At 71.7% G+C, this 20208-nt stretch carries 21 protein-coding genes and 3 pseudogenes; 13 read left to right on the top strand and 11 right to left on the bottom strand.

Translation table 11 applies throughout. The annotated features are described in order from the left end of the window. Positions 1-63 precede the first annotated feature (63 nt). On the top strand, positions 64-1386 hold the full coding sequence (gene hmgA / locus AC5WRL_RS00755) for a homogentisate 1,2-dioxygenase (protein WP_496086783.1): 1323 nt from the start codon (positions 64-66) through the stop codon (positions 1384-1386). 24 nt (positions 1387-1410) lie between these two features. Beyond that, entirely contained in the window at positions 1411-2166 is a 756-nt protein-coding gene (locus AC5WRL_RS00750) for a GntR family transcriptional regulator (protein WP_496086235.1), read from the top strand. Positions 2167-2209: 43 nt separating this feature from the next. On the opposite strand, the gene AC5WRL_RS00745 is transcribed toward AC5WRL_RS00750, so the two are convergent. Further along, entirely contained in the window at positions 2210-2476 is a 267-nt protein-coding gene (locus AC5WRL_RS00745) for a hypothetical protein (protein ID WP_496086234.1), read from the bottom strand. 178 nt (positions 2477-2654) lie between these two features. On the opposite strand from AC5WRL_RS00745, the gene AC5WRL_RS00740 reads away from it, so the two are divergent. Both AC5WRL_RS00740 and ybiA read left to right on the top strand, forming a co-directional pair. Beyond that, positions 2655-3842, top strand: coding sequence for a DUF5925 domain-containing protein (locus tag AC5WRL_RS00740; RefSeq protein ID WP_496086782.1), 1188 nt, complete (start codon positions 2655-2657; stop codon positions 3840-3842). 40 nt (positions 3843-3882) lie between these two features. Next, positions 3883-4446: a riboflavin biosynthesis intermediates N-glycosidase gene (ybiA, locus tag AC5WRL_RS00735; RefSeq protein ID WP_496086233.1), complete on the top strand. Its 564-nt coding sequence runs from the start codon at positions 3883-3885 to the stop codon at positions 4444-4446. Here ybiA and AC5WRL_RS00730 read toward each other — a convergent pair. Next, the gene (locus AC5WRL_RS00730) at positions 4385-5665 is read right to left on the bottom strand and encodes an MFS transporter (RefSeq protein WP_496086232.1); all 1281 of its coding nucleotides are present in this window, start codon (positions 5663-5665) and stop codon (positions 4385-4387) included. The two genes, ybiA and AC5WRL_RS00730, sit on opposite strands and share 62 nt — an antisense overlap. Before the next feature lie 251 nt (positions 5666-5916). Here AC5WRL_RS00730 and AC5WRL_RS00725 point away from each other — a divergent pair, with 251 nt between their 5' ends. The 3 genes from AC5WRL_RS00725 (at position 5917) to AC5WRL_RS00715 (ending at position 8506) form a co-directional block, all read left to right on the top strand. Further along, entirely contained in the window at positions 5917-6438 is a 522-nt protein-coding gene (locus tag AC5WRL_RS00725; protein WP_496086231.1) for a hypothetical protein, read from the top strand. A 385-nt stretch (positions 6439-6823) separates the two neighbouring features. Continuing rightward, on the top strand, positions 6824-7750 hold the full coding sequence (locus AC5WRL_RS00720) for a lysozyme (RefSeq protein ID WP_496086230.1): 927 nt from the start codon (positions 6824-6826) through the stop codon (positions 7748-7750). 87 nt (positions 7751-7837) lie between these two features. Then, the gene (locus tag AC5WRL_RS00715) at positions 7838-8506 is read left to right on the top strand and encodes a peptidoglycan recognition protein family protein (protein WP_496086229.1); all 669 of its coding nucleotides are present in this window, start codon (positions 7838-7840) and stop codon (positions 8504-8506) included. 14 nt (positions 8507-8520) lie between these two features. On the opposite strand, the gene AC5WRL_RS00710 is transcribed toward AC5WRL_RS00715, so the two are convergent. Together AC5WRL_RS00710 and AC5WRL_RS00705 are read right to left on the bottom strand one after the other, a co-directional pair. Continuing rightward, positions 8521-9357, bottom strand: a complete 837-nt coding sequence (locus tag AC5WRL_RS00710; protein WP_496086228.1) for a DUF4232 domain-containing protein — start codon at positions 9355-9357, stop codon at positions 8521-8523. After that, positions 9341-9844, bottom strand: a complete 504-nt coding sequence (locus AC5WRL_RS00705; RefSeq protein ID WP_496086781.1) for an RNA polymerase sigma factor — start codon at positions 9842-9844, stop codon at positions 9341-9343. Before AC5WRL_RS00705 ends, AC5WRL_RS00710 begins: the two co-directional genes overlap by 17 nt. A 140-nt stretch (positions 9845-9984) precedes the next feature. On the opposite strand from AC5WRL_RS00705, the pseudogene AC5WRL_RS00700 reads away from it, so the two are divergent. Next, positions 9985-10116, top strand: a pseudogene (locus tag AC5WRL_RS00700) (thiamine pyrophosphate-dependent enzyme); the annotation flags it as partial. Positions 10117-10149: 33 nt separating this feature from the next. Here AC5WRL_RS00700 and AC5WRL_RS00695 read toward each other — a convergent pair. The 3 genes and pseudogenes from AC5WRL_RS00695 to AC5WRL_RS00685 all read right to left on the bottom strand — a co-directional run. Then, positions 10150-10371, bottom strand: a pseudogene (locus AC5WRL_RS00695) (zinc ribbon domain-containing protein); the annotation flags it as partial. Continuing rightward, positions 10372-10746 (bottom strand): annotated as a pseudogene (locus AC5WRL_RS00690) (GntR family transcriptional regulator); the annotation flags it as partial. It abuts the pseudogene before it with no gap. A gap of 133 nt (positions 10747-10879) precedes the next feature. Beyond that, on the bottom strand, positions 10880-11377 hold the full coding sequence (locus AC5WRL_RS00685; RefSeq protein ID WP_496086227.1) for a choice-of-anchor C family protein: 498 nt from the start codon (positions 11375-11377) through the stop codon (positions 10880-10882). Between the two features lie 312 nt (positions 11378-11689). Here AC5WRL_RS00685 and AC5WRL_RS00680 point away from each other — a divergent pair, with 312 nt between their 5' ends. Together AC5WRL_RS00680 and AC5WRL_RS00675 are read left to right on the top strand one after the other, a co-directional pair. Further along, the gene (locus tag AC5WRL_RS00680) at positions 11690-12508 is read left to right on the top strand and encodes an eCIS core domain-containing protein (protein ID WP_496086226.1); all 819 of its coding nucleotides are present in this window, start codon (positions 11690-11692) and stop codon (positions 12506-12508) included. 33 nt (positions 12509-12541) lie between these two features. Then, positions 12542-13117, top strand: coding sequence for a hypothetical protein (locus tag AC5WRL_RS00675; RefSeq protein WP_496086225.1), 576 nt, complete (start codon positions 12542-12544; stop codon positions 13115-13117). A 64-nt stretch (positions 13118-13181) separates the two neighbouring features. Here the strand turns inward: AC5WRL_RS00675 and AC5WRL_RS00670 are convergent, their stop codons facing one another. Further along, positions 13182-14150: a pirin family protein gene (locus tag AC5WRL_RS00670; protein WP_496086224.1), complete on the bottom strand. Its 969-nt coding sequence runs from the start codon at positions 14148-14150 to the stop codon at positions 13182-13184. Positions 14151-14165: 15 nt separating this feature from the next. Next, a complete protein-coding gene (locus AC5WRL_RS00665; RefSeq protein WP_496086223.1) occupies positions 14166-15248 on the bottom strand; it encodes a helix-turn-helix domain-containing protein in 1083 nt (360 codons plus the stop codon). 181 nt (positions 15249-15429) lie between these two features. Between AC5WRL_RS00665 and AC5WRL_RS00660 the strand changes: the two genes are divergently transcribed. The 3 genes from AC5WRL_RS00660 (at position 15430) to AC5WRL_RS00650 (ending at position 19260) form a co-directional block, all read left to right on the top strand. Further along, a complete protein-coding gene (locus AC5WRL_RS00660) occupies positions 15430-16068 on the top strand; it encodes a hypothetical protein (protein WP_496086222.1) in 639 nt (212 codons plus the stop codon). 306 nt (positions 16069-16374) lie between these two features. Next, positions 16375-17520, top strand: coding sequence for a LacI family DNA-binding transcriptional regulator (locus AC5WRL_RS00655; RefSeq protein ID WP_496086221.1), 1146 nt, complete (start codon positions 16375-16377; stop codon positions 17518-17520). 54 nt (positions 17521-17574) lie between these two features. Then, a complete protein-coding gene (locus AC5WRL_RS00650) occupies positions 17575-19260 on the top strand; it encodes a glycoside hydrolase family 13 protein (protein ID WP_496086220.1) in 1686 nt (561 codons plus the stop codon). 27 nt (positions 19261-19287) lie between these two features. On the opposite strand, the gene AC5WRL_RS00645 is transcribed toward AC5WRL_RS00650, so the two are convergent. Next, positions 19288-19665, bottom strand: coding sequence for a GntR family transcriptional regulator (locus tag AC5WRL_RS00645; RefSeq protein ID WP_496086219.1), 378 nt, complete (start codon positions 19663-19665; stop codon positions 19288-19290). Continuing rightward, positions 19662-20147 carry a MarR family winged helix-turn-helix transcriptional regulator gene (locus tag AC5WRL_RS00640; protein WP_496086218.1) on the bottom strand — a complete coding sequence of 162 codons (486 nt, stop codon included), beginning with the start codon at positions 20145-20147 and terminating at the stop codon, positions 19662-19664. The genes AC5WRL_RS00645 and AC5WRL_RS00640 overlap by 4 nt, the downstream gene beginning before the upstream one ends. Between the last annotated feature and the right edge of the window lie 61 nt (positions 20148-20208).

Raw genomic sequence — 20208 nt, 5'->3', positions numbered from 1 at the left:
ACCCATCGATTCCTATGGTCGCTCACAGGAATGATCGTCGGGACCGATGGGCGGGAGCACGCCATGGGCAGCGGACAGCGAACGACGGTGACGGCCGGCGACGAACCCGGCTACTCCCCCGGCTTCGGCAACGAGCACAGCAGCGAGGCGATCCCCGGCGCCCTGCCGATCGGCCGCAACTCACCGCAGCGCGCCCCGCTCGGCCTGTACGCGGAGCAGCTGAGCGGCAGCGCCTTCACCGAGCCACGCGGCACCGGCCGCCGTTCATGGCTGTACCGGATCCGGCCCTCGGCGGCCCACCCCCCGTTCACCCGGATCAGCCAGGGCACGCTGCGCGGTACCCCGTTCGACGAGACCGTGCCCGACCCCAACCGGCTGCGGTGGGACCCGCTGCCCGCCCCGCCGCCCGGCACCGACTTCGTCGCCGGACTGTGGACACTGGGCGGCAACGGCGACATCCGGCAGCGCACCGGGATGGCTGTGCACCTGTACCACGCCAACACCTCCATGCGGGAGCGGGTGTTCAGCGACGCCGACGGCGAACTGCTGATCGTGCCCGAGCGCGGCACGCTGCTGCTGCGCACCGAGTTCGGCGTACTGCGCGCCGCCCCCGGGCACATCGCGCTCATCCCGCGCGGGGTGCGGTTCCGGGTGGAACTGCCGGACGGCACCGCCCGCGGCTACGTCTGCGAGAACTACGGCCGCCCCTTCACCCTCCCCGACCTCGGCCCGATCGGCGCCAACGGCCTCGCCGCCGCCCGGGACTTCGAGGCGCCGCTGGCCGCCTACGAGGACATCGAACGCCCCGTCGAGGTGATCACCAAGTTCTGCGGCAATCTGTGGGCCGCCGTCTACGACCACTCCCCCCTGGACGTGGTGGCCTGGCACGGCAGCCATGTGCCCTACCGCTACGATCTGCGCCGCTTCAACGTCATCGGCTCGATCAGCTACGACCACCCGGACCCGTCCATCTTCACCGTGCTGACCTCGCCCTCGGACACCCCGGGGCTGGCCAACGCCGACTTCGTGGTGTTCGCCCCGCGCTGGCTGGTGGGCGAGGACACCTTCCGGCCGCCGTACTTCCACCGCAATGTGATGAGCGAGTACATGGGCCTGATCGAGGGCGCCTACGACGCCAAGGCCGAGGGCTTCGTGCCCGGCGGCGGCTCACTGCACAACATGATGTCGGCGCACGGCCCCGACCGCGAGACCTTCGAACGGGCCAGCGCCGCCGACCTGGTACCCGCCAAGGTGACCGACGGGCTGGCCTTCATGTTCGAGACCCGCTGGCCGCTGACCCTCACCGCGGCGGCGATCGGTGAGCACCGTCCGCAACATGGATACGACAATGTGTGGGAGGGTCTTCAGCGGCACTTCCCTGCCTGAGCCCTTGAGTTCCCGGAGCGCGCCGTGACCGTCTTCGCACCCGACTCCCTTCAGCTGAACCGCAAACTCCCCCTGTGGTACCAGGTCTCCCAGTCGCTGCGCGCCTCCATACTCGGCCGCCCGCCCCAGGCACCACTGCGGCTGCCCACCGAGGAACAACTCGCCGAGCACTACGGGGTGTCCGTCCTCACCATGCGGCAGGCGCTCAAGGAGCTGGAGCTGGAAGGGCTGATCAGCCGGCACCGGCGGCGCGGCACCTTCATCGAACCGGCGGCGAAGCCCGGTTCACCGGTACGGCTGCTCGGCTCGGTGGACACCATCGTGGCCCAGCAGTCGGGCGAGGCCACCACCCTGCTGGGGCACGGCCCGGTACCGGTCCCCGTGGAGGTGGCGCCGCACTTCCCCGGCCTGGCCGAGGTGGTCAGCTTCCGGCGGCTGCGGTATGACCGGGAGAGCGGAGAAGCGGCCAACTGGGCGGAGAATTTGCTCCACCCGGAGGTCGCGGCGCGCATCGAACCCGCGGATCTGGAACGCTGGCCCATGACCCGGGTGCTGCGGGATGTCGCGGGAGTGACGGTGGGCCGGATCGCCAACACGGTTCAGGCTCGGCTGGCTGACCCGACCACCTCGCAGCTGCTCGCGGTGCCGCTGCTGAGCCCGATCCTGCACATCACGGGGGTGGTGTACGACGAGAAGGGACGCACCGTGGATGTCGCGCGCATCCATTACCGGGGCGACCGCTTCTCCTTCGCCGTATCGGTGGACTCCTCCCCCGAGTGACGCGTGAGTGATCAGGCGGCTGAAACGGAAGTGACGTTCCGGATCAGCCGTGACTGCCGAAGAGCGTGCGCCGCAGCCTCCGCAGCGGGGTGAACAGCCGCACCCTGGCACCCCGGGTGGGCGTGCTCTTGGTGGACTGCCGATCCCGCGTTGTCAGCTCGCGCATCAGCGTGATGGCCTCTTCGGTCTCGCGCGCCGGCACGGCAGGTCCGGACAGCACGCTCAGATGGCGTTCCAGGCGCGTAGAGCTTGCGCCGCTCCCGCAATCGATCGCAGGCACTCGGGGCCTGCCGCGTGTTATCTGCTCCATGACTCTCCCACCCGTACGAGGGCACCCGGTCCGGGCAGAGTAACCCTAACGCCCCCCGAGTGCGCGTGGGTATCCCGGTCCCAGGATTCACCTTTCCCCACAAGGGTGTTGACGAACATCACCGAGGCGCGCTTTTGCGACAGAAATCCGGATGCGCCACCGCCCGGCCCCGGCGATCATGGCGGATATGACTCCCGTGCCCCCGCCCACCTCACCCGCCGAGGAGCCCGCCCTGCCGCTCACCGTCACCGACTCCACCGCGCCCGCCGACATCGTGGACATGCTGCTGGTCAGCGAATTCGGTTCCGGACGGCTCCCGTACGCCCGCAGCCGCCGTCTGGAGAAGGTCCGCAAGCACCACCCGCTGCTGCCCGACGGCGCCGAGGTCCGCCGTACGGTGCGCGGCGACGACACCTACGCCGTGCTGGCGAGCGGCCCCGGCTGGCTGCTGCGCTCCCGGCGCTGGACGTACGGCGCCCAGGTGACCGTGATCGCCGAAAGTGATGAACTGGCCCAGCAGATCCTCAAGCAGACGGTCACCGGTGCCGAGGAGGCGCCGGACCCGGATCCCGGCAACGTGACCATGGGTTTCTGGCACTTCTCCCCCGGCGGGCGCGGCGCGGTGCGCACCACCCGGAAGATCGCGGCGGAGAGCTGGGAGGCGGTGCGCCCCGGGTACTCGGCGCCGGTGGCGCGGGCCATGGACGACCTGATGGGGGTCACGGCCGCCGATGTCGCGGGCCGGCTGCTGCTGCTCCACGGGCCGCCCGGCACCGGCAAGACCTCGGCGCTGCGCACCTTGGCGCGATCGTGGCGGGAGTGGTGCCAGGTGGACTGTGTGCTGGATCCGGAACGGCTGTTCTCCGAGGTCGGCTATCTGATGGATGTGGTCATCGGCGACGACGAGGAGGACGACGAGGACGGCACCCCGGATCAGCTCAGCTACGAGGAGGAGCGGGATCCGGCCGACGCGGCGGGGGCGAAGGACCGCTGGCGGCTGCTGATCCTGGAGGACTGCGACGAGTTGATCCGGGGCGGCGCCAAGGACGCGGCGGGGCAGGCGCTGTCCCGGCTGCTGAATCTCACCGATGGCCTGCTGGGGCAGGGCCGCCGGGTGCTGGTGGGCATCACCACCAACGAGGACCTGGAGCGGCTGCATCCGGCGGTGGTGCGGCCCGGCCGCTGTCTGGCCCGGATCGAGGTCGGTCCGCTGACCCGCCCCGAGGCGGTGGAGTGGCTGGGCACGGAGGAGGGCGTGCCGCGCGAGGGGGCGACGCTGGCGGAGCTGTACGCGCTGCGCCGGGGCACCGGGCCGACGGCGGTGGCACCGCTGCCGTCCCGGTCGGCGGCGGGGCTGTATCTGTAGCGGGGCGGGAGTGTCAGTGGCGGATGGCAGAGTGGCGGGCATGGCGAACGGGGAGCGGGTAGCGGAGCTGGTGGATCGGGCCGGGCGGGGGGAACGGCTGAAGTATCTGTGTTTCTGGGGGCATCGGCCGCAGAAGGACGGCGGTGTCGGGGCGGGGTGTCTGAGCCAGTGGTGGCCGGCGCCGTTCACGGTGGCCGGGGAGAGGTATGCCACGGCGGAGCACTGGATGATGGCGGAGAAGGCGCGGCTGTTCGGTGACGAGGACGCGCGGGTACGGGTGCTGGCGGCCGGTCATCCCCGGGACGCCAAGGCGGTGGGGCGTACGGTGCGCGGCTTCGACCAGGAGCGGTGGGCCGCGGAGCGGTTCGCGATCGTGGTGGACGGCGGCGTGCACAAGTTCGGTCAGGACGCGGCGCTGCGGGAGTATCTGCTGGGCACCGGGGACCGGGTGCTGGTGGAGGCGAGCCCGCGGGACCGGATCTGGGGCATCGGGATGGGAGCGGCCCACGAGGCGGCGCGGGATCCGGCTCGGTGGCGGGGGCTCAATCTGCTGGGTTTCGCGCTGATGGCGGCGCGGGAGCGGCTGCGGGCCGCTGCGTTGTAGCGGGGGGTACGGGGCCGGCCTGGTCCTTCGGTTTGCGGGCCGCCGAGGCCAGGGTGCTGACCAGCAGGGCCACGGCGGCGACGGCCAGCATGGCGTTGCGCAGTCCGGTGTGTTCGCCGAGCAGGCCGAGCAGCGGGGGGCCGGCGAGAAAGGCCAGGTAGGCGATGGTGGCCACGGCGCTGACCCGGGCGGCGGCGTGGTGCGGGCTGTCGCCGGCGGCGGAGATGGTGACGGGGAAGCCGAGGGCGGCGCCCAGGCCCCACAGTACGACGGCGCCGGCGGCCAGCGCGGGGTGCGGGGCGAAGACCACGATCAGAATGCCGACGGCGGCGAGGATGGCGCTGCCGCGTACCACGGTGACCCGGCCGAGCCGGGCGAGCACGAACTCCCCGCCGAACCGGCCGGTGGCCATGGCGGCGGCGAACAGGGTGTAGACGAGCGATCCGGTGGTGGCGTCCAGCTCGTAGCCGTCGACCATGATCAGCGGCAGCCAGTCGTTGGCGGCGCCCTCGGCCAGGGCCATGCCGAGCACGATCGCGCCGAGCATCAGGGTGCGCGGTTCGCGCCACACGGCGAGGCGTTCGGCGCGGGTCAGGCGTGGTTCGTCGGTGGTGCCGGCGCCCTCCCGGCCGGTGCCGGCGGGCATCTGCCGCACCGCCCAGGCGGCGGCCGGGGCGCACAGGGCGGAGATCAGCCACAGATGCCAGGCGACGGCGAAGTCCACGGCGGTCAGCGCGATGCCGGTGGCGGCGCCGGCGACGGTGCCGGCGCTGAAGCAGCCGTGCAGCGCGGGCAGCACGGGGCGGGACAGGGCCCGTTCCACGGCGGCGCCCTCGATGTTGACGGCGATCTCCATCAGGCCGCTGCCGGCGCCGAAGATCATGAGCGCGGCGAACACCACGGGGGCGGAGCCGGTGGCGGCGCCGGCGCCCACCAGGACGGGGCCGAGCACGATGAGGCTGATGCCGGCGGTAGTGACGGGCCGGCCGCCGTACCGGGCGACGAGCTGCCCGGAGCTGAGCACCCCGGTCATGGCGCCGACGGAGAGCCCGAAGATGACCAGCCCCATGCCGGCGGTCGAGGCGCCGATGGCGTCCCTGATGTCGGGGGTGCGGGTGACCCAGGACGACATGGTGACGCCGACGATCACGAACAGGACGAAGAGCCCGGCGCGCCAGCGGCGGATGCCGCCCGGCAGGGGCTCCTTCCGGCTGGCCATGAGGTCCTCTCGCGGAAATGTTCGGGTATGGGGGGTACGTGATCAGGCTGTCACGCGCCCCCGGTGAGCGGCAAGATCCCCTGGGAGGCGGGACCGGACGGCCGGCCGCTGTCAGTTTCCTGCCGAGTGACCCGGGGCCATGGCCAACGCGCGTAGATGTGCGGGAGCATGACCAAGCACCACCTGCACGTCATCTGATGAAATGCGCCCCCAGAACGGGCGCCCCCCACAGCAGGAGGGTTCACGTACTCATGAGAATCCGTTCGGTCCTCACCGCTCTCGCCCTCACCGGTGCCGCACTGGCCGCCGCCCCGGCGGCCGGGGCCGCGACCGTGTCCGAGGTGACGGATGTCACGCCGTACGCGACCAAGCTCACTCACGCGCAGGCCACCTCGATGTTCTCGGCGGTCGGCATCACCTGGTCGTCCTCGGGCGGCTGCTCCAACCGCAATGTGTCCACCTGTACGTCCTTCGACCAGCTCAACCTGGAGTCGGCCCAGGGCGCCCAGACCCTCAAGCGGGCCAGCGGCTGTGCCCTGAACATCACCGGCGGTACGGAGACCGGGCACGCGAGCGGTACGTACAGCCACTGGAACGGCTACAAGCTCGACTACGGGCTGAACACCTGCATCAACAACTACGTCACCGGCAACTTCACCTTCATCGGCAACCGGAGCGACGGCGCGCCCCAGTACCGCTCGGGCTCGGGCAACATCTACGCGCGCGAGGGCAACCACTGGGATGTGACCTACTACAACTGCGGCGGCTGCTGACGCCCCGTCCGGCAGCGCGCACCCGACGGCCCCGGTGACAGTACGTCACCGGGGCCGTCGCTGCCTGGTCCGGCCGGTATTGTCCGTCGCGCCATGCGGCTCCCGCCAACTTTCCGGGCCCGAAAGTTCCCGGAGTCTACGCCCATTGCACCAGGTCAGCGCCGTTTTCACTGGACTGGTCCACGGAGGGATACCAAACTCCCTTTACGCATGGCGGGTTGGTGTGCGTGACTGTTGGCGCGCACACTTCAAGACACTGGAACGCACACCACCACGTCCCCCACATGACGACGCGGCGGCCCGGCGTGCCCTGTCCCACGACCGCCGGACTGTTTGATTCGCTCTGTGGCACTCACCCCCACATTTCTGTGCCAGGAGGTAGTTCATGTCCATCCGACGTTCCCGGACCGCCGGATCCCGTCGGCGCCGGCTCACCCTCAGTGGAGTGATCGCCGCTTCCCTCGCCGCCCTGCTGGTCGCCCCGCTGGGCGCCTCCTCCGCCACCGCCGCCGACGCCGGGGCGTACGAGCCGGCCGGCGAGCCCACCACCCTGGAGGTGGGTGAGCTGACCCCCGGTCACGCCTTCATGGGCGCCGGTGAGCTGGCGCACAGCGACGGGACCGTGGACGACGCCCCGCAGTACACCCCGTTCGCGCCCACCGACGGGGTCCAGGGCATCGATGTGTCCCGCTGGCAGGGCACCATCAACTGGACCTCGGTGCGCAACTCCGGCATCCAGTTCGCCTGGATGAAGGCCACCGAGGGGACCACGTACAAGGACCCCAACTTCAACGCCAACTACCCGGCCGCGCACGGCGCCGGAGTCATCCGGGGCGCGTACCACTTCGCGCTGCCCAACAGCTCCAGCGGCACCGTCCAGGCCGACTACTTCGCCTCCAACGGCGGCGCCTGGTCGGCCGACAATCTGACCCTGCCGGGGGTGCTGGACATCGAGTCCAACCCGTACGGTGCCCAGTGCTACGGCCTGTCCACCACCCAGATGCGCACCTGGATCCAGGACTTCTACAACCGGTACAAAGCCAGGACCGGCCGCGATGTGGTGATCTACACCTCGCCGGGCTGGTGGAACACCTGCACCGGCAGCTGGAGCGGCATGGCGAGCCAGAGCCCGCTGTGGGTGGCGCACTGGACGACCGCCAACAGCCCGACGCTGCCCGGCGGATTCTCGGTGCACACGGTCTGGCAGTACACCGACTCCGGCTCGGTGAGCGGAATCTCCGGCGCCGTGGACCGTGACCAGTTCAACGGGTCGCGCGACCGGCTGCTGGCGCTGGCCAACAACACCCCGTAACACCCGCCCCGGGGAGCCGGCCCGTACGGCCGGCTCCCCGGGTGCGCGCTCCCCCACCCCCCGCTCGCCCAGCACGAAGGAGCCCACATGTCCGGTGCCGATCTGACGCGGCGTCGTCTTCTGCTGGCCGGCTCGGCCGGCCTGGCGGCCGGCGGAGCCGCCATCGCGCTGTCCGGAACCGCGAGCGCCGCCGCCCGCGCGGCAGCCGTGGAACCCGACATCGACAGCACGGCCGTCTGGGGCGCCCGGCCGGCGTCGGGCACCATCACGGTGCTGGACAGCCGGCCGAACAAGATCATCGTCCATCACGCGGCAGGCCCCAACACCACCGACTACTCCCGCGCCCAGGCCCACGCGCACGCCAGATGGGTGCAGAACATCCACCTGGACGACAACAAGTGGGCGGACACCGGATACCACTTCGTGGTCAGCCGGGGCGGCTGGATCACCGAGGGCCGGCACCAGAGCCTGCGGACCCTGCGCGCCGGGCGCGGCCTGGTGCTCGGCGCCCACACCTCCGGGCAGAACTACGACGCCATCGGGATCTGCAACGAGGGGTCCTACCACGACGGGGCGATCCCGCCGACTGCCCAGTGGGAGGTCCTGGTCAGCCTGTGCGCGTACACCTGCCAGCAGTACGGCATCGCGCCCACCCAGCTGTACGGGCACAAGGATTTCAACGCCACCCTGTGTCCCGGGGTGCTGCACGACATGCTGCCCCGGCTGCGTACCGAGGTGGCGGCGGCGCTGGGCTGACCCGGTGACCACGGTCAGTACACCACCGTCACCGACAGCAGACTGACGGCCTCGTCGGTGCAGCCGGTCACATCCTCCTGGGGCAGGAACAGCGCCGCTGTCTCGTCCGGCGGGTAGATGAGCAGACCGGCGGCCGGCGTGGGGCCGCACTCCTCGGCCGGGTAGTTCTCCGCCCGGCCCAGTCGCAGATCGGCGCGGGCGGTCCCGCCCGGCGCCAGCTCCACCCGGGCCGCCTGGCCGGCCTCCGGGCCGCGGACGGCGGGGGCGCCGACCTGGGTGCCGTTCTCGGCGGTCACCAGGGACACGCCGGGGAAGCCGGTCATCGTGCAGCTGGTGTCGCCGGTGTTGGTGAAGGCCAGGGTGTACATCACGGATCCGGCGCCGGCGTTGGGGTCCTCGATCGCCAGCGACAGGGCGTCGGTGCGACACACCGTCGACGCGGCGCGGCCCTCGTCGGCGGGCGGGGTGTCCCGTTCCGGCGCGGTCCTGTCCTCCGGCGCGGTCCCGTCCTCGGTCTCGGAGTCCGGGTCCTGGTCCTGGTCCGGGGTGGGAAGCGCGGCCGGCTCGTCGGAGGGCTCGGCGCGCTGCTCGTCCTGGGACGGTCCTGCCGCCACCGGGATCTGCTGCTCCCCGTCGGAGCGCGCCATCGCCGCGACCACCGTCGTACCGCCGGCCGACAGCGCGACGGCCGCGGTCACCGCGACCAGCCGGCGCCGGCGCCGCGCGGTGGCCCGCCGCCGCAGCTCCTCGTACGTGCCCGGCGGCGGGCTGAGCCGTACGTCGCCCGTGGTGAACGCCTCGGCGATCTCCGAGGGCTCGTGCGGCCGGTCGGAATCAGGTGCTGATCTCATGAAGTCCCCTCAAGGCCGTGCGCAGCCGTTCGCGTGCCTGGTGCAGATCGCCCTTCACGGTGCCCGGGCGCCGGTGCAGTACGGTCGCGATCTCACTGATCGGCAAACCGGCGTAGTAGTACAGGAGCACCGGCACCCGCAGCCGGGCGGGCAGCGCCTCCACGAGGCTGCGCAGATCGAATCCCTGGTCGGCGGCCGGCGCGTGCTCCCGCCGCCCGGCGAGCAGCCGCCGTACGGCGCCGCGCTCGTTCTCCCGGGCGCGCCAGTAGTCCTTGACCAGGTTGGCGGCGACGCTGAAGAGGTACGACTCCGGCCGCTCGACGGTGCGCCATCTCGCCCACAGGCGGGTGAACGCCTCTGACGCGATGTCATGCGCCACGCCGTCGTCGTCCACCAGCCCCCGGCACCAGCCGGCGAGCCGCGGGTAGAAGTCGGTGAAGAACTCCTCAGCTTCCCTGTCCACGCCCCATAGACCCCGCTCGGTCATCATCGGTTATTACGGAAGCATAACGAAGGCCGCGGAGTTGGCCCCGCCCGGCACTGTCCGAAAGTGGCGCACCCCCGGACACCGCCCCTGTGGTGCGGGGTGACCGGAACGACCGGCCCATCTCCGGAGGGCATCGAGGTCAGGCCCGCCCCGACCAGGAAGTGGTGGCCATCGCCGGCGACAGTGCCTTCTCCCTCACTGGCTGGGACTTCGAGACCATGGTCCGCTACGACCTGCCCTGCGTCGGCATCATCGGCGACAACTCCTCCTTGGCTTCCTCCCCCTCGTGTTCGAGGGGGGTCCCACGGCTCGCGCCGTGGGGTTTTCCGCTTCGACGCCGGTTGCCCGCCCGGAGTGCTCCGTTGAGGTCTTGCACCGGCTCCACAGACCGATGCCGCCGGCCCGGCGGCCTTGAGGTCACGCGCCGCGTTCACGTCCCCGTCATGGGACGCGCCACAGCCCTCGCACGTTCAGGTGCGGACGTGCAGAGGCATGCTCGCGGCGAGGGTGCCACAGGCGGAGCACAGCGCGCACAGCCCGGCCGGCGCGGCGGCCCCCTCGGGGCCGGCGCTCGCGGCGGCCAGTCGTGCGGCCTCCGCCTCCAGCAGCGTACGGACGGTCAGCAGCTGGTCGGCCTCCGCCTCGGTCGGCTCGTGGACGCACGCGCCCTGGGCCGGGCGCAGATCCACCCATCCCTCGGTGTTGAGCCGTTGCGGCGCCTCGCGCACCGGCTGCCGGGAGAAGCCGAGCTGCCCGGCCGGCTCGCTCTCGACGAGGTGCTGGCCGGGCGGCAGGGCGCGGGCGGTGATGAGGTGGAGCAGGGTCTCGGAGCCGCGATCGCGCAGCGGCCCGGCGCGCTCCGGCCGGGGCACCGCGCCCGGTGGCAGTCTTGACGACAGCATCGCGGTCGCTCCCTGGGGGACGGGGCACAACAGCGGGCAGGCCGAGATGAATCGTCTTTCGTCTACAGTCTGCGCACGGCGGCCCCGGCCGCCCCCCTGTGGAGGACGCGGCCGGGGCCTTCGACGGGACGGCTCAACAGCAGCAGGAGCTGCTGGACTTGACCTTTACGTCGTCGAGCACGGGGCCGTAGGGGCCCACCGCGGTGGTGCTGGCGAAGGTGAGCCGGGTGGTGGTGCCGGTGGCCACGAAGGTCACCTGCCGGCCCACATAACCCATGTTGGTGAAGGACTTGCCGGTGGTGTCGAACGAGAAGTCCTGGAAGTTCTGCCCGTTGATCAGAACCCGGCCGGTCTTCGGGCCCTGGGGGCCGTCGGGGTTGCCGGCGAGGGCGTACGTCACGGTGTACGTCTTGCCCGGTGTGGTGCGCAGCACCTGCGACACGCTGCCGGGCTGGATCCCGTTGAGGTCGACCGACTGCCCCCCGTCCGCCGCCTGCCAGAATCCGGGACCGATCAGATCCACGTTCCCGCTGTCGACCGTCCACGGGCCGATGGTCCCACCGGCCTGGATCGTGTCGAACCCGTTGGCCGGCGCGGCCGGGTATTCGAAGCTTCCGTCATCGATGACCACGTGTATGACTCCTCCCGAAAAGAGGTTCCTGAGCTATTGGCTCAGCACAAGAAGTGTCCGGCGCGCCCCACTCCGGCGTCATCCCATACGGGACGGCGTGCGGAGGCAGCCAGGGGGCGCTTCTTCAACGACGCACCACCCCGGTGTTGTTGACAACATCGGCGGGAGTGGGTGATGCCGGGCCGGCTTGCCCACCCGGACGGCCCCGGATTGCCCGATGAAGCATCCACGGCGCCCTTGAGCACCTTCAATTCGCGGGCCCGGTGTCGTAGAACCGGTAGCACCAGATCCATCCGTCGAGGAAGCAACCAGATGCCAGAACGCAAAGAGCGGCCCGGTGCGCAAACCCCGAAGCAGACCGGGGCGCGACGCAAGGCAGCGCATTCCGTCCCCTCGCAGCTGGCCGGGTTCGTGGGCGGATCCACCGTCAAGACCCTCCAGCGGAGTGCCGGAAACGCCGGCGTCACCCGGGCCCTGGCCGCCCAGCGGCAGGCGAGCGCTCCCTCGCACGAGGACGAGGAGGAGTTGGAGGGCGGGCCGGTGCAGCGTTCGGCGGCCCACGGTGCGGACGCTCACCTCCACGAGGAGGAGGAAGACGAACTGCCCGTCCAGCGTTCGGCGGTCCACCAGGTGCTGAGCTCGCCGGGCAAGCCGCTGTCCGGGCCGGTGCAGCGGGACATGGAGGCGCGGTTCGGGGGCGCCGACTTCAGCGCGGTCCGCATTCACGACGACGCGACGGCGCAGGCATCGAACCAGGAGATGGGCGCGATCGCCTGGACCTCCGGAAACCACATTTCCGTCGGCCAGGGCGGAATCGACGCGCACACCCTGTCCCACGAACTCACCCATGTTCTCCAGCAACGCCAGGGCCCGGTCGCGGGAAGTGACCGGGGCGACGGGGTCAACGTCTCCGACCCCTCCGACCGCTTCGAGATCGAGGCCGAGAACACCGCCCGCCGGGTGATGTCGGGACCGGCCCCCGAGCAAGCGCCGGTGCAGCGCGCCGCGCACGGTCACGCAGGTCACGCCGGACACGCGCCGGCGGTCCAGCGCGCCTACCGGATCCCGCGGCGACAGCGCGTCCAGGTGAGGGAGATCCCCCACCGGTATTACGTCGCGCCGCCGAGTTAAGTCTTGCAGGACCGGCACGCCGGCTCCTCATCGGTGACCGCCATCCTGGGCCCTCTCGCGTACTCGCCACGGGCGAATGACGCGGATCCCCGACTGCCCGGCGCCATCGATGACGCCCGGCGGCGCTACGGTATCCCGTTCGTCGCCGGCCACATGCTCAACTGCAACTTCGGCGGCCCGGGCAACGACGCGGCCAACCTGACGATCCTGACCCCCGAGGCGAACGCCCAGCACCGGGCGTTCGACAACGGGGTGCGGGACGCGCTCTATTACATCAATCAGGTGTACGAGGACCTCAGCCGGCTTTATGTCCGCATCGAGGGAATTTATCTCGGCGTGCAGGTGAGCCTCGTCACCAGTGGTCCGGATCGTGCCTGGTCGAACAACAACTATCCCGGAAACCGCATTTCGAGGTATCTGTTCTGCACCGCCTCCCTGGTCGGGCGCACCGCGATTCGCGACATGTACATGAGACGCAACGACAGGGGCCAGATCAGCCGTGCGGAAGAGACGCTGTGGGCCAATGTGCTGGCCAACATGGAGAACGCCCGGACCATGATCAGGCCGATCGAGAACCTCACCGTGGACAACAGGCGCCCCGGTTACTGAGCCGGGACAGGTGCCCCGCTCCGGGATCCGCGCCGTCGGCGGACCCGGTGCGGGGGAGCCCGGATCAGCGGGTGCGGCCCCGGGGTTTCAGCGGGACCGGGGGGAGGGCGGGGGCCTCAAGGCGGGCGGCGGCGTACCCCGTGACCTCGCCGAAGTGCCGGCCGGCCGTCCAGTCGGCGCGCGCCTGGGCGATCTCCTCTCCGCTGCGGGCCACGAAGTTCCACCACATGACGATCTCCTCCTCGAACGGAACGCCGCCCAGCAGCATCACCGACGCGTCGTGGTCGGAGCGCAGCGGGAGTTCACGCCGGCCCTCGCCCAGGTAGAGGAGGGAGCCCGGGGGCAGCGGTACGCCGTCGATCTCGGGAGCGCCGGACATCGACAGGGCCGCGTACTCGAAGTCCTCGGTCAGCGGCAGCCGGGTGTCGGTGCCGGCCGCCAGCGTGAGGTCGGCGCCGACCAGCGGGCTGAAGGTGGTGCCGGGGGACGCCGCGCCGTCGAGTTCGCCCAGGATGACGGTGGCCGAGAGCCCGCCGCCGCCGCGCAGCACCGGCAGGGTGGCGTGGTGCTCGAACGCGGGCGTGGTGTGCCGGTGTTCGCCGGGGAGCGCGACCCACAGCTGGGCACCGTGCAGGATCGGGGCGTTACGGTGCGGGCTCGGGGATTCCTCGGAGTGCGCGATGGCCCGGCCGGCGGTCATCAGGCCCAGTTCGCGGGGGCGGACGGTCTGGAGGCTGCCGAGGCTGTCGCGGTGCAGCACCTCGCCGGCGTGCAGCCAGCTGACGGTCTGGAGTCCGATGTGCGGGTGCGGGGGTACCTGCATGCCGGGTTCGTCCGCGATGTCGTCCGGGCCGTAGTGGTCGACGAACACCCACGCGCCGACCATGCGGCGGCCGAGGTTGGGCAGCAGCCGGCGCACCACGGTGCTCTCACCGAGCGGCACCTCGCGCCCGGGGCGTAGTTCGTGGACCGGGCCGGTGCGCGGGGCGGCGCCGCACGGGGTGGGGGCGGGGCGCTGGTCGAGGTTGCTCATGGTCCCGATCCTGCCTCACTCGGGCAGCCAGCCGCCTGTTCCGGTGTCATGGGTATGGACCGGGCCGGTGGTTGCGCTGGTGCGGAAGGGGTGCCCGTGGTCGTCGACGCGTACGGTGCCGGTGCGGTCGCCGCTGCTCCAGTCGAGCTCGATGTACCAGTCGATGTCCCCGGTGGCGGTGCGCGCCTCGAAGCGCAGCGGCAGGGGTTCGGTGGGGCCGAGGGCGAAGGGGAGGCCGGGGGCGGGGAATTCCTCACCGGTGGCGGCGTCGCCGCCGGCCAGCGGGTGGGCGAGGGGCCGGTCGGCGTCGAGGTCGACGGTGAAGGCGGCGGGGGTGAGGGAGCCACCGCAGCCGTTGTCCATGCGGTAGGCGGGCCAGGGCAGCGGGGTACGGCGCTCGGCGACCCGGATGTGCGCCGCGTCGATGACGACCGGGGTCGGGGCGCTGCCGGGCGCGGCGGTGAGGGTGATCTCGACGATCGCCGAGTCGCCGTGCACCGCGTGCCGGTCGGCGGACCAGCGTTCCGCGTCCTGCGCGAGGGGCGGTGCCGGGACCTGGTCGGGTGCGGCGTCGATCAGGTAGCGGTGGCCGCAGCCGAAGGCCCAGATGTGGGAGCGGACGGTCCACTGGACGGGGGCCGCGTCGTCCGTGGCCGGGTCCGCCTTCACGCCGCCCGCCGCGTCGAGGGTGAGCCCGGCCGCCAGCAGCAGGGCGGCCAGGCCCACGGTCAGCCGCCCATGGCGAAATCCGCGCCGTGGCCGGGCGGGTTCGGCCGCGGGTACGGGAGCGGGTACGGGAGCGGGGGCGGGCGAAGGGGCCGCGGCCGGGGTGGGGGTGGGGGCGCCGGCCCGTTGGGCGTCCGCCAGCAGCCACAGGCGGCGCAGCCGGCGCAGTTCTTCCGGGGTGGCCCCGCACAGCCGGGCCAGGCGGTCGGCCGGCGCGAACTCCTGGGGCAGGGCCGCGCCGGAGCAGTAACGGTGCAGGGTCGAGGTGCTCAGATGCAGCCGTTTGGACAGGGTGCCGAAGCTCAGCCCGGAGCGGTCCTTCAGCTCCCGCAGTCCGTCGGCGAACGCACGTGCCGGTGTGTCGTCCCCCATGGCCGTCCCCCCTGCCTGTGTGCCGTCCCGTTCCACCATTCCACCGTTCGCATCGTCCCACGTCAGCCGGGGGTGGAATGGTTCCGGCGTCCCGGCTCCGGGTGGAAGCGTTGCCGGCCGGGACGCGGGGCGCCCAGGGTTGCGGCTGTCACACCGAGCACCAACTGGAGGGGGCACTCCCATGCGACTCACCCGTACCCGTACCCGTACCCGTAAGACCATGGCGGTCGGCGCCGTCGCCGCCGTCGTGGCGTGCGCGCTGACCGGCGGCGCCGCGACGGCGGCGGGCGGCCCGGACCGGCCGCCCGCGTTCCTGGAGCCCGGCGAACTGCCGCCGCACGCCTCCTCGGACTGGTACGCGCAGGACCCGGTACGGGGGCTGCCGGAGCCGCCGCTGTTCTGCTTCGACGCCGTGGAGCTGCCGGCCGACTGGACCTGGATCCGCGATTACCACACCGAGATGGACACCTCGGCGCGCCAGCTCGTCGTGGAGACCGGCGGCACCGTCGAGGCCAGGGCGCTGGCCGCCGAGCTGGCCGAGGCCGCTGCGGGCTGCGCCGCCGACTGGCTGCGGGAGAACCCGGGCGCGGGCGCCGCCTGGGACGACTACGGCACCGTGGACGCCGCCGACGGCGCGCGCGTCTTCGGGGTGCACACCGCGCCGCCGAACGCCGGCACCGGCGTGCACCTGTTCGGCATAGGCCGCGACGGCGACCTCGTGACCGTCGTCAGCTGGGGCGAGATGGGCCAGCTGACCCACGCCCCGGTGGACATGTTCAAGGACACCACCGTCACCGCCCTGCGCAAGCTCGGCGGCTGACCCTCCTCCGCCACCGCCCCGGCCGGCTCCGGCTCCGGCTCGTACGGACGACCGTACGATTCCGGCCACTCATCCGCCGGCCGGCCGGGGCGGCCCTGCCGCTGTCCCCCTGCGCGCCCAACCCCGCATGTACACGTTTACATTACCTTTCACGCCACCCACCTGGGGTTTTGCTGCTTCAGCAGGCAACAGCGGCCCAACATGGCGCATATTCAAGATCTTTTCATGTAAACGATTGCATTCCCTCGGTCATCGGCAGTACGTTCGGGCTCGTCGCAGCGAACGGACGGAGGGTCAGCAGAGCGTATGGCCGCCAGCATCATCGATGTCGCCAGACGCGCGAAGGTGTCCACCGCCACCGTCTCGCGCGCGCTGCGCGGTCTGCCGAACGTCTCGGAGGCCACCAGGGAGCGGGTGCTGCGGGCCGCCGAGGAGCTGTCGTACGCGATCTCCCCGCACGCCTCCAGCCTCGCCTCGGGCCGGACCGGCACCATCGGCGTCGTACTGCCGTTCGTCAACCGGTGGTTCTACAGCCAGGTGCTCTCCGGCATCGACTCGGTGCTGCGCGCCAACGACCTGGATCTGCTGCTGTACAACCTGGGCGACGCCCGCGTCCATGAACGATTCTTCGCCCGGATGCCGCTGCGCCGCCGGGTGGACGCGCTGATCGTCCTCAACCTCCCGCTGTCCGAGGCGGAGTCCGAGGCGCTGGTCTCCATGGAGGTACCGGTGGCCGTTCTCGGCACCCGGGTGCCCGGCTGCTGGCATGTCTCCATCGACAACGCCCAGGGCGCCACCACGGCGGTGCGCCATCTGATCAACCTCGGGCACCGGCGGATCGGCATGATCACCGGCTCGCTCGGCGACCCGAGGGGCTTCACCACGCCCATCGTCCGTGAGCACGCCTACCGTTCGGTGCTGGCCGAGGCCGGCATCCCCTACGAACCGGATCTGGAGGCGCCGGGCAACTTCGGCATCGAGGAGGGCGCCTCCGCGATGGCCCGGCTGCTGAGCCTCCCCGATCCGCCGACCGCGGTGTTCGCCGAATCCGACCAGATGGCGTACGGCGCGCTGCGCACCCTGACCAGGATGGGCCTGCGGGCCCCCGACGATGTCTCGGTCATCGGGTTTGACGACCACGAGACGGCCGAGTTGCTCGACCTCACCACCATCGCTCAACCCGTAGCCCACCAAGGGGAGCTGCTGGCCCGCCAGATCCTGGACGCGCTGTCCGGGGCGAGCGAGGAGCCCACCGAGGTGGTGGTGCCCACCCGGCTCGTGGTCCGGGGCACCACCGGAGCGGCCCGCGTGGTCAGACCCCGGACCAGTCCCGAACATGCCCCCGGGCGTACGGCGGATGCCCCGGCCGGTTCCCCGGCGGGCCCCCTCCCGTACCCGGGTACAGCGCCCGGCCGGCACCCGGATCAGCACACCCGCACCACTGCGCGGTGAGCCGCTGAGACCGCGCATCTCCCAGGGTCAACTCGCAAGAGGAATGGAAGATACGTGCCCCGCACCCGTATTCACCAGACACCGGCCACGCCCTGGTGGCGTACGGCCGTCAGCTATCAGGTCTACATCCGCAGCTTCGCCGACGGCAACGGCGACGGGATCGGCGACATCGCCGGACTGCGGGCCCGGCTCCCCTACCTCAAGGAACTGGGCGTCGACGCCATCTGGGTCACCCCCTGGTACCCCTCCCCCATGAAGGACGGCGGCTACGACGTCGCCGACTACCGGGCCATCGATCCGTCCTTCGGCACGCTCGCCGAGGCGGAGGAGATGATCGCCGAGGCACACGCGCACGGCATCCGGGTCCTGCTGGACATCGTCCCCAACCACACCTCCGACCAGCACGCCTGGTTCAGCGAGGCACTGGCCGCCCCGCCCGGCTCGCCCGAGCGCGACCGCTATCTCTTCCGGGACGGGCGCGGCCCGGACGGCTCACTGCCGCCCAACGACTGGCGCAGCAGGTTCGGCGGCCGGGCCTGGACCCGTACCACCGATCCGGACGGTACCCCCGGGCAGTGGTATCTGCATCTGTTCGCGTCCGAGCAGCCCGATCTCAACTGGGCCAGCCGGGAGGTGCGCGCCGAGTTCGAGTCGATACTGCGGTTCTGGTTCGACCGGGGTGTGGACGGCTTCCGCATCGACGTGGCGCACGGTCTGGCCAAGGATCCGGCGCTGCCGGACCTGGGCATCCCGGAGGAACTGCTGTTCGAGCACGAGCGGCACCGCGAGGGGCATCCGCACTGGGACCACGACGGGGTGCACGAGATCTACCAGACGTGGCGGAAGATCGCCGACAGCTACGCCGGGGACCGGGTGTTCGTGGCCGAGGCGCATGTCCGCGAGGAGCGGCTGGCGAACTATCTGCGCGCCGACGAACTGCACACCGCGTTCAACTTCCCCTTCCTGACGGCGCCCTGGGAGCCGGAGGTGATGCGGTCCGTCATCGACCGCAATCTCTCCTCGCACGGCGCGGTGGGCGCGCCCGCCACCTGGGTGCTGGCCAATCACGATGTCACCCGGCAGGTGACCCGGTTCGGCCGCAAGGAGACGCTGGTCGGGGAGCACGGGTACGACACCGGCGCGGAGGGGCCGTGCGACCGCGAGCTCGGCACCCGGCGGGCGCGGGCGGCGGCGCTGCTGATGCTGGCGCTGCCGGGGAACGCGTACCTCTACCAGGGCGAGGAGCTGGGCCTGTGGGAGGTCGAGGACATCCCGGAGGAGCTGCTGCGCGATCCGACCTGGGAGCGTACCGGGCGTACCGTGCGGGGCCGGGACGGCTGCCGGGTGCCGATGCCGTGGTCGGGCGGGGAGGCGCCGTTCGGCTTCGGGCCGCGCGGCAGCAAGCCGTGGCTGCCGCAGCCCGGGGAGTGGCACGGGCGCACCGCGCAGACCCAGTCGGGGACGCCCGGGTCGATGCTGGAGCTGTACCGGTCGGCGCTGCGGCTGCGGCGTGGGCAGCGCGGCTTCGCGGCGGAGTCGCTGCGCTGGCTGGAGGCGCCGCCGGGGGTGCTGTCGTTCGAGCGGGCGGCGGTGCTGCGGTGCGCGGTGAACTTCTCCTCCGAGCCGTTTCCGCTGCCCAAGAACTGGGGCGTGCTGCTGTCCAGTGACCGGATCGAGGGCGGCAAGCTGCCGCCGGACACCACGGTGTGGCTGTGGGGCGGGGGTGCCCGGGCGGTTTAGCGGCGCCGGAGATCGGAGCCCGGGGGGTCAGGGCCGGTACGTGGCGCGCAGAGCGTCGTGTGCGGCGGCGCGCGCCGCGTCGTGGTCCAGGCCGAGCCGCTGGGCGCGCCGCGCGAAGTCGAGGGCCGCCGCCGCTGCCTCCCTGGCGGCGGCGTCCCCGGCGGCGGCGATGAAGGTGCCGTTGCGGCCCCGGGTCTCGATGACGCCGTCGCTCTCCAGGGCGCGATATGCCTTGGCGACGGTGTTGGCGGCGAGACCGAGCCGTTCGGCGAGGCCGCGTACGGTCGGCAGCCGGTAGCCGGCGGGCAGGGTTCCGGTGCGGGCCTGGTCGGCGAGCTGGGCGCGCAGCTGTTCGAAGGGCGCGGTGGCGGAGGCGGCGTCGATGACGATCTTCACGCCGGTCATTCTCCTCGCTGTGCGCCGGTTGCGGTGTTCTCGCGCAGCCGGGCGTTGACCGTACCCAGCGCCTCGGCGAGGGCGGCCAGCTGGCGGCGGTCCAGCAGATCGATGAGCACCTCGCGCACCCGCGCCACATGCCCGGGGGCCGCCGCCCGCAGGACGTCCAGGCCCGCGGGGGTGATCCGGGCGGTGACCCCGCGTACGTCCGAGTCGCAGGCCCGCCGGGTGACCAGGCCGCTCTTCTCCAGCTGGCCGACCTGGTAGGTGAGGCCGCTCTTGGGGGTGATGAGCGAATCGGCGAGCGCCGTCATCCGCAGCCCGGCCTCGCCCGCGGCGGAGAGCTTCACCAGGATCTCGTACTGGGGGTGGGAGAGGCCCTCGTCCTCCCTGAGCTGGGCCTCCACGGCGCGGAACACCCGATGGGTCGCGTCCAGGAAGGCCATCCAGGCGGCCATCTCCTGCTCATCCAGCCATCGCGTCTTCGCCATATCTCCATCGTACGCCGTTGTTCAAATTCGAACCGTCCCTGTACGCTCCTGGAAACGTGGT

It is taken from the genome of Streptomyces sp. NTD107 (assembly GCF_059510435.1).
Note: the sequence above shows the minus strand (reverse complement) of the source record. Positions and strands in the feature narration are given on the sequence as shown.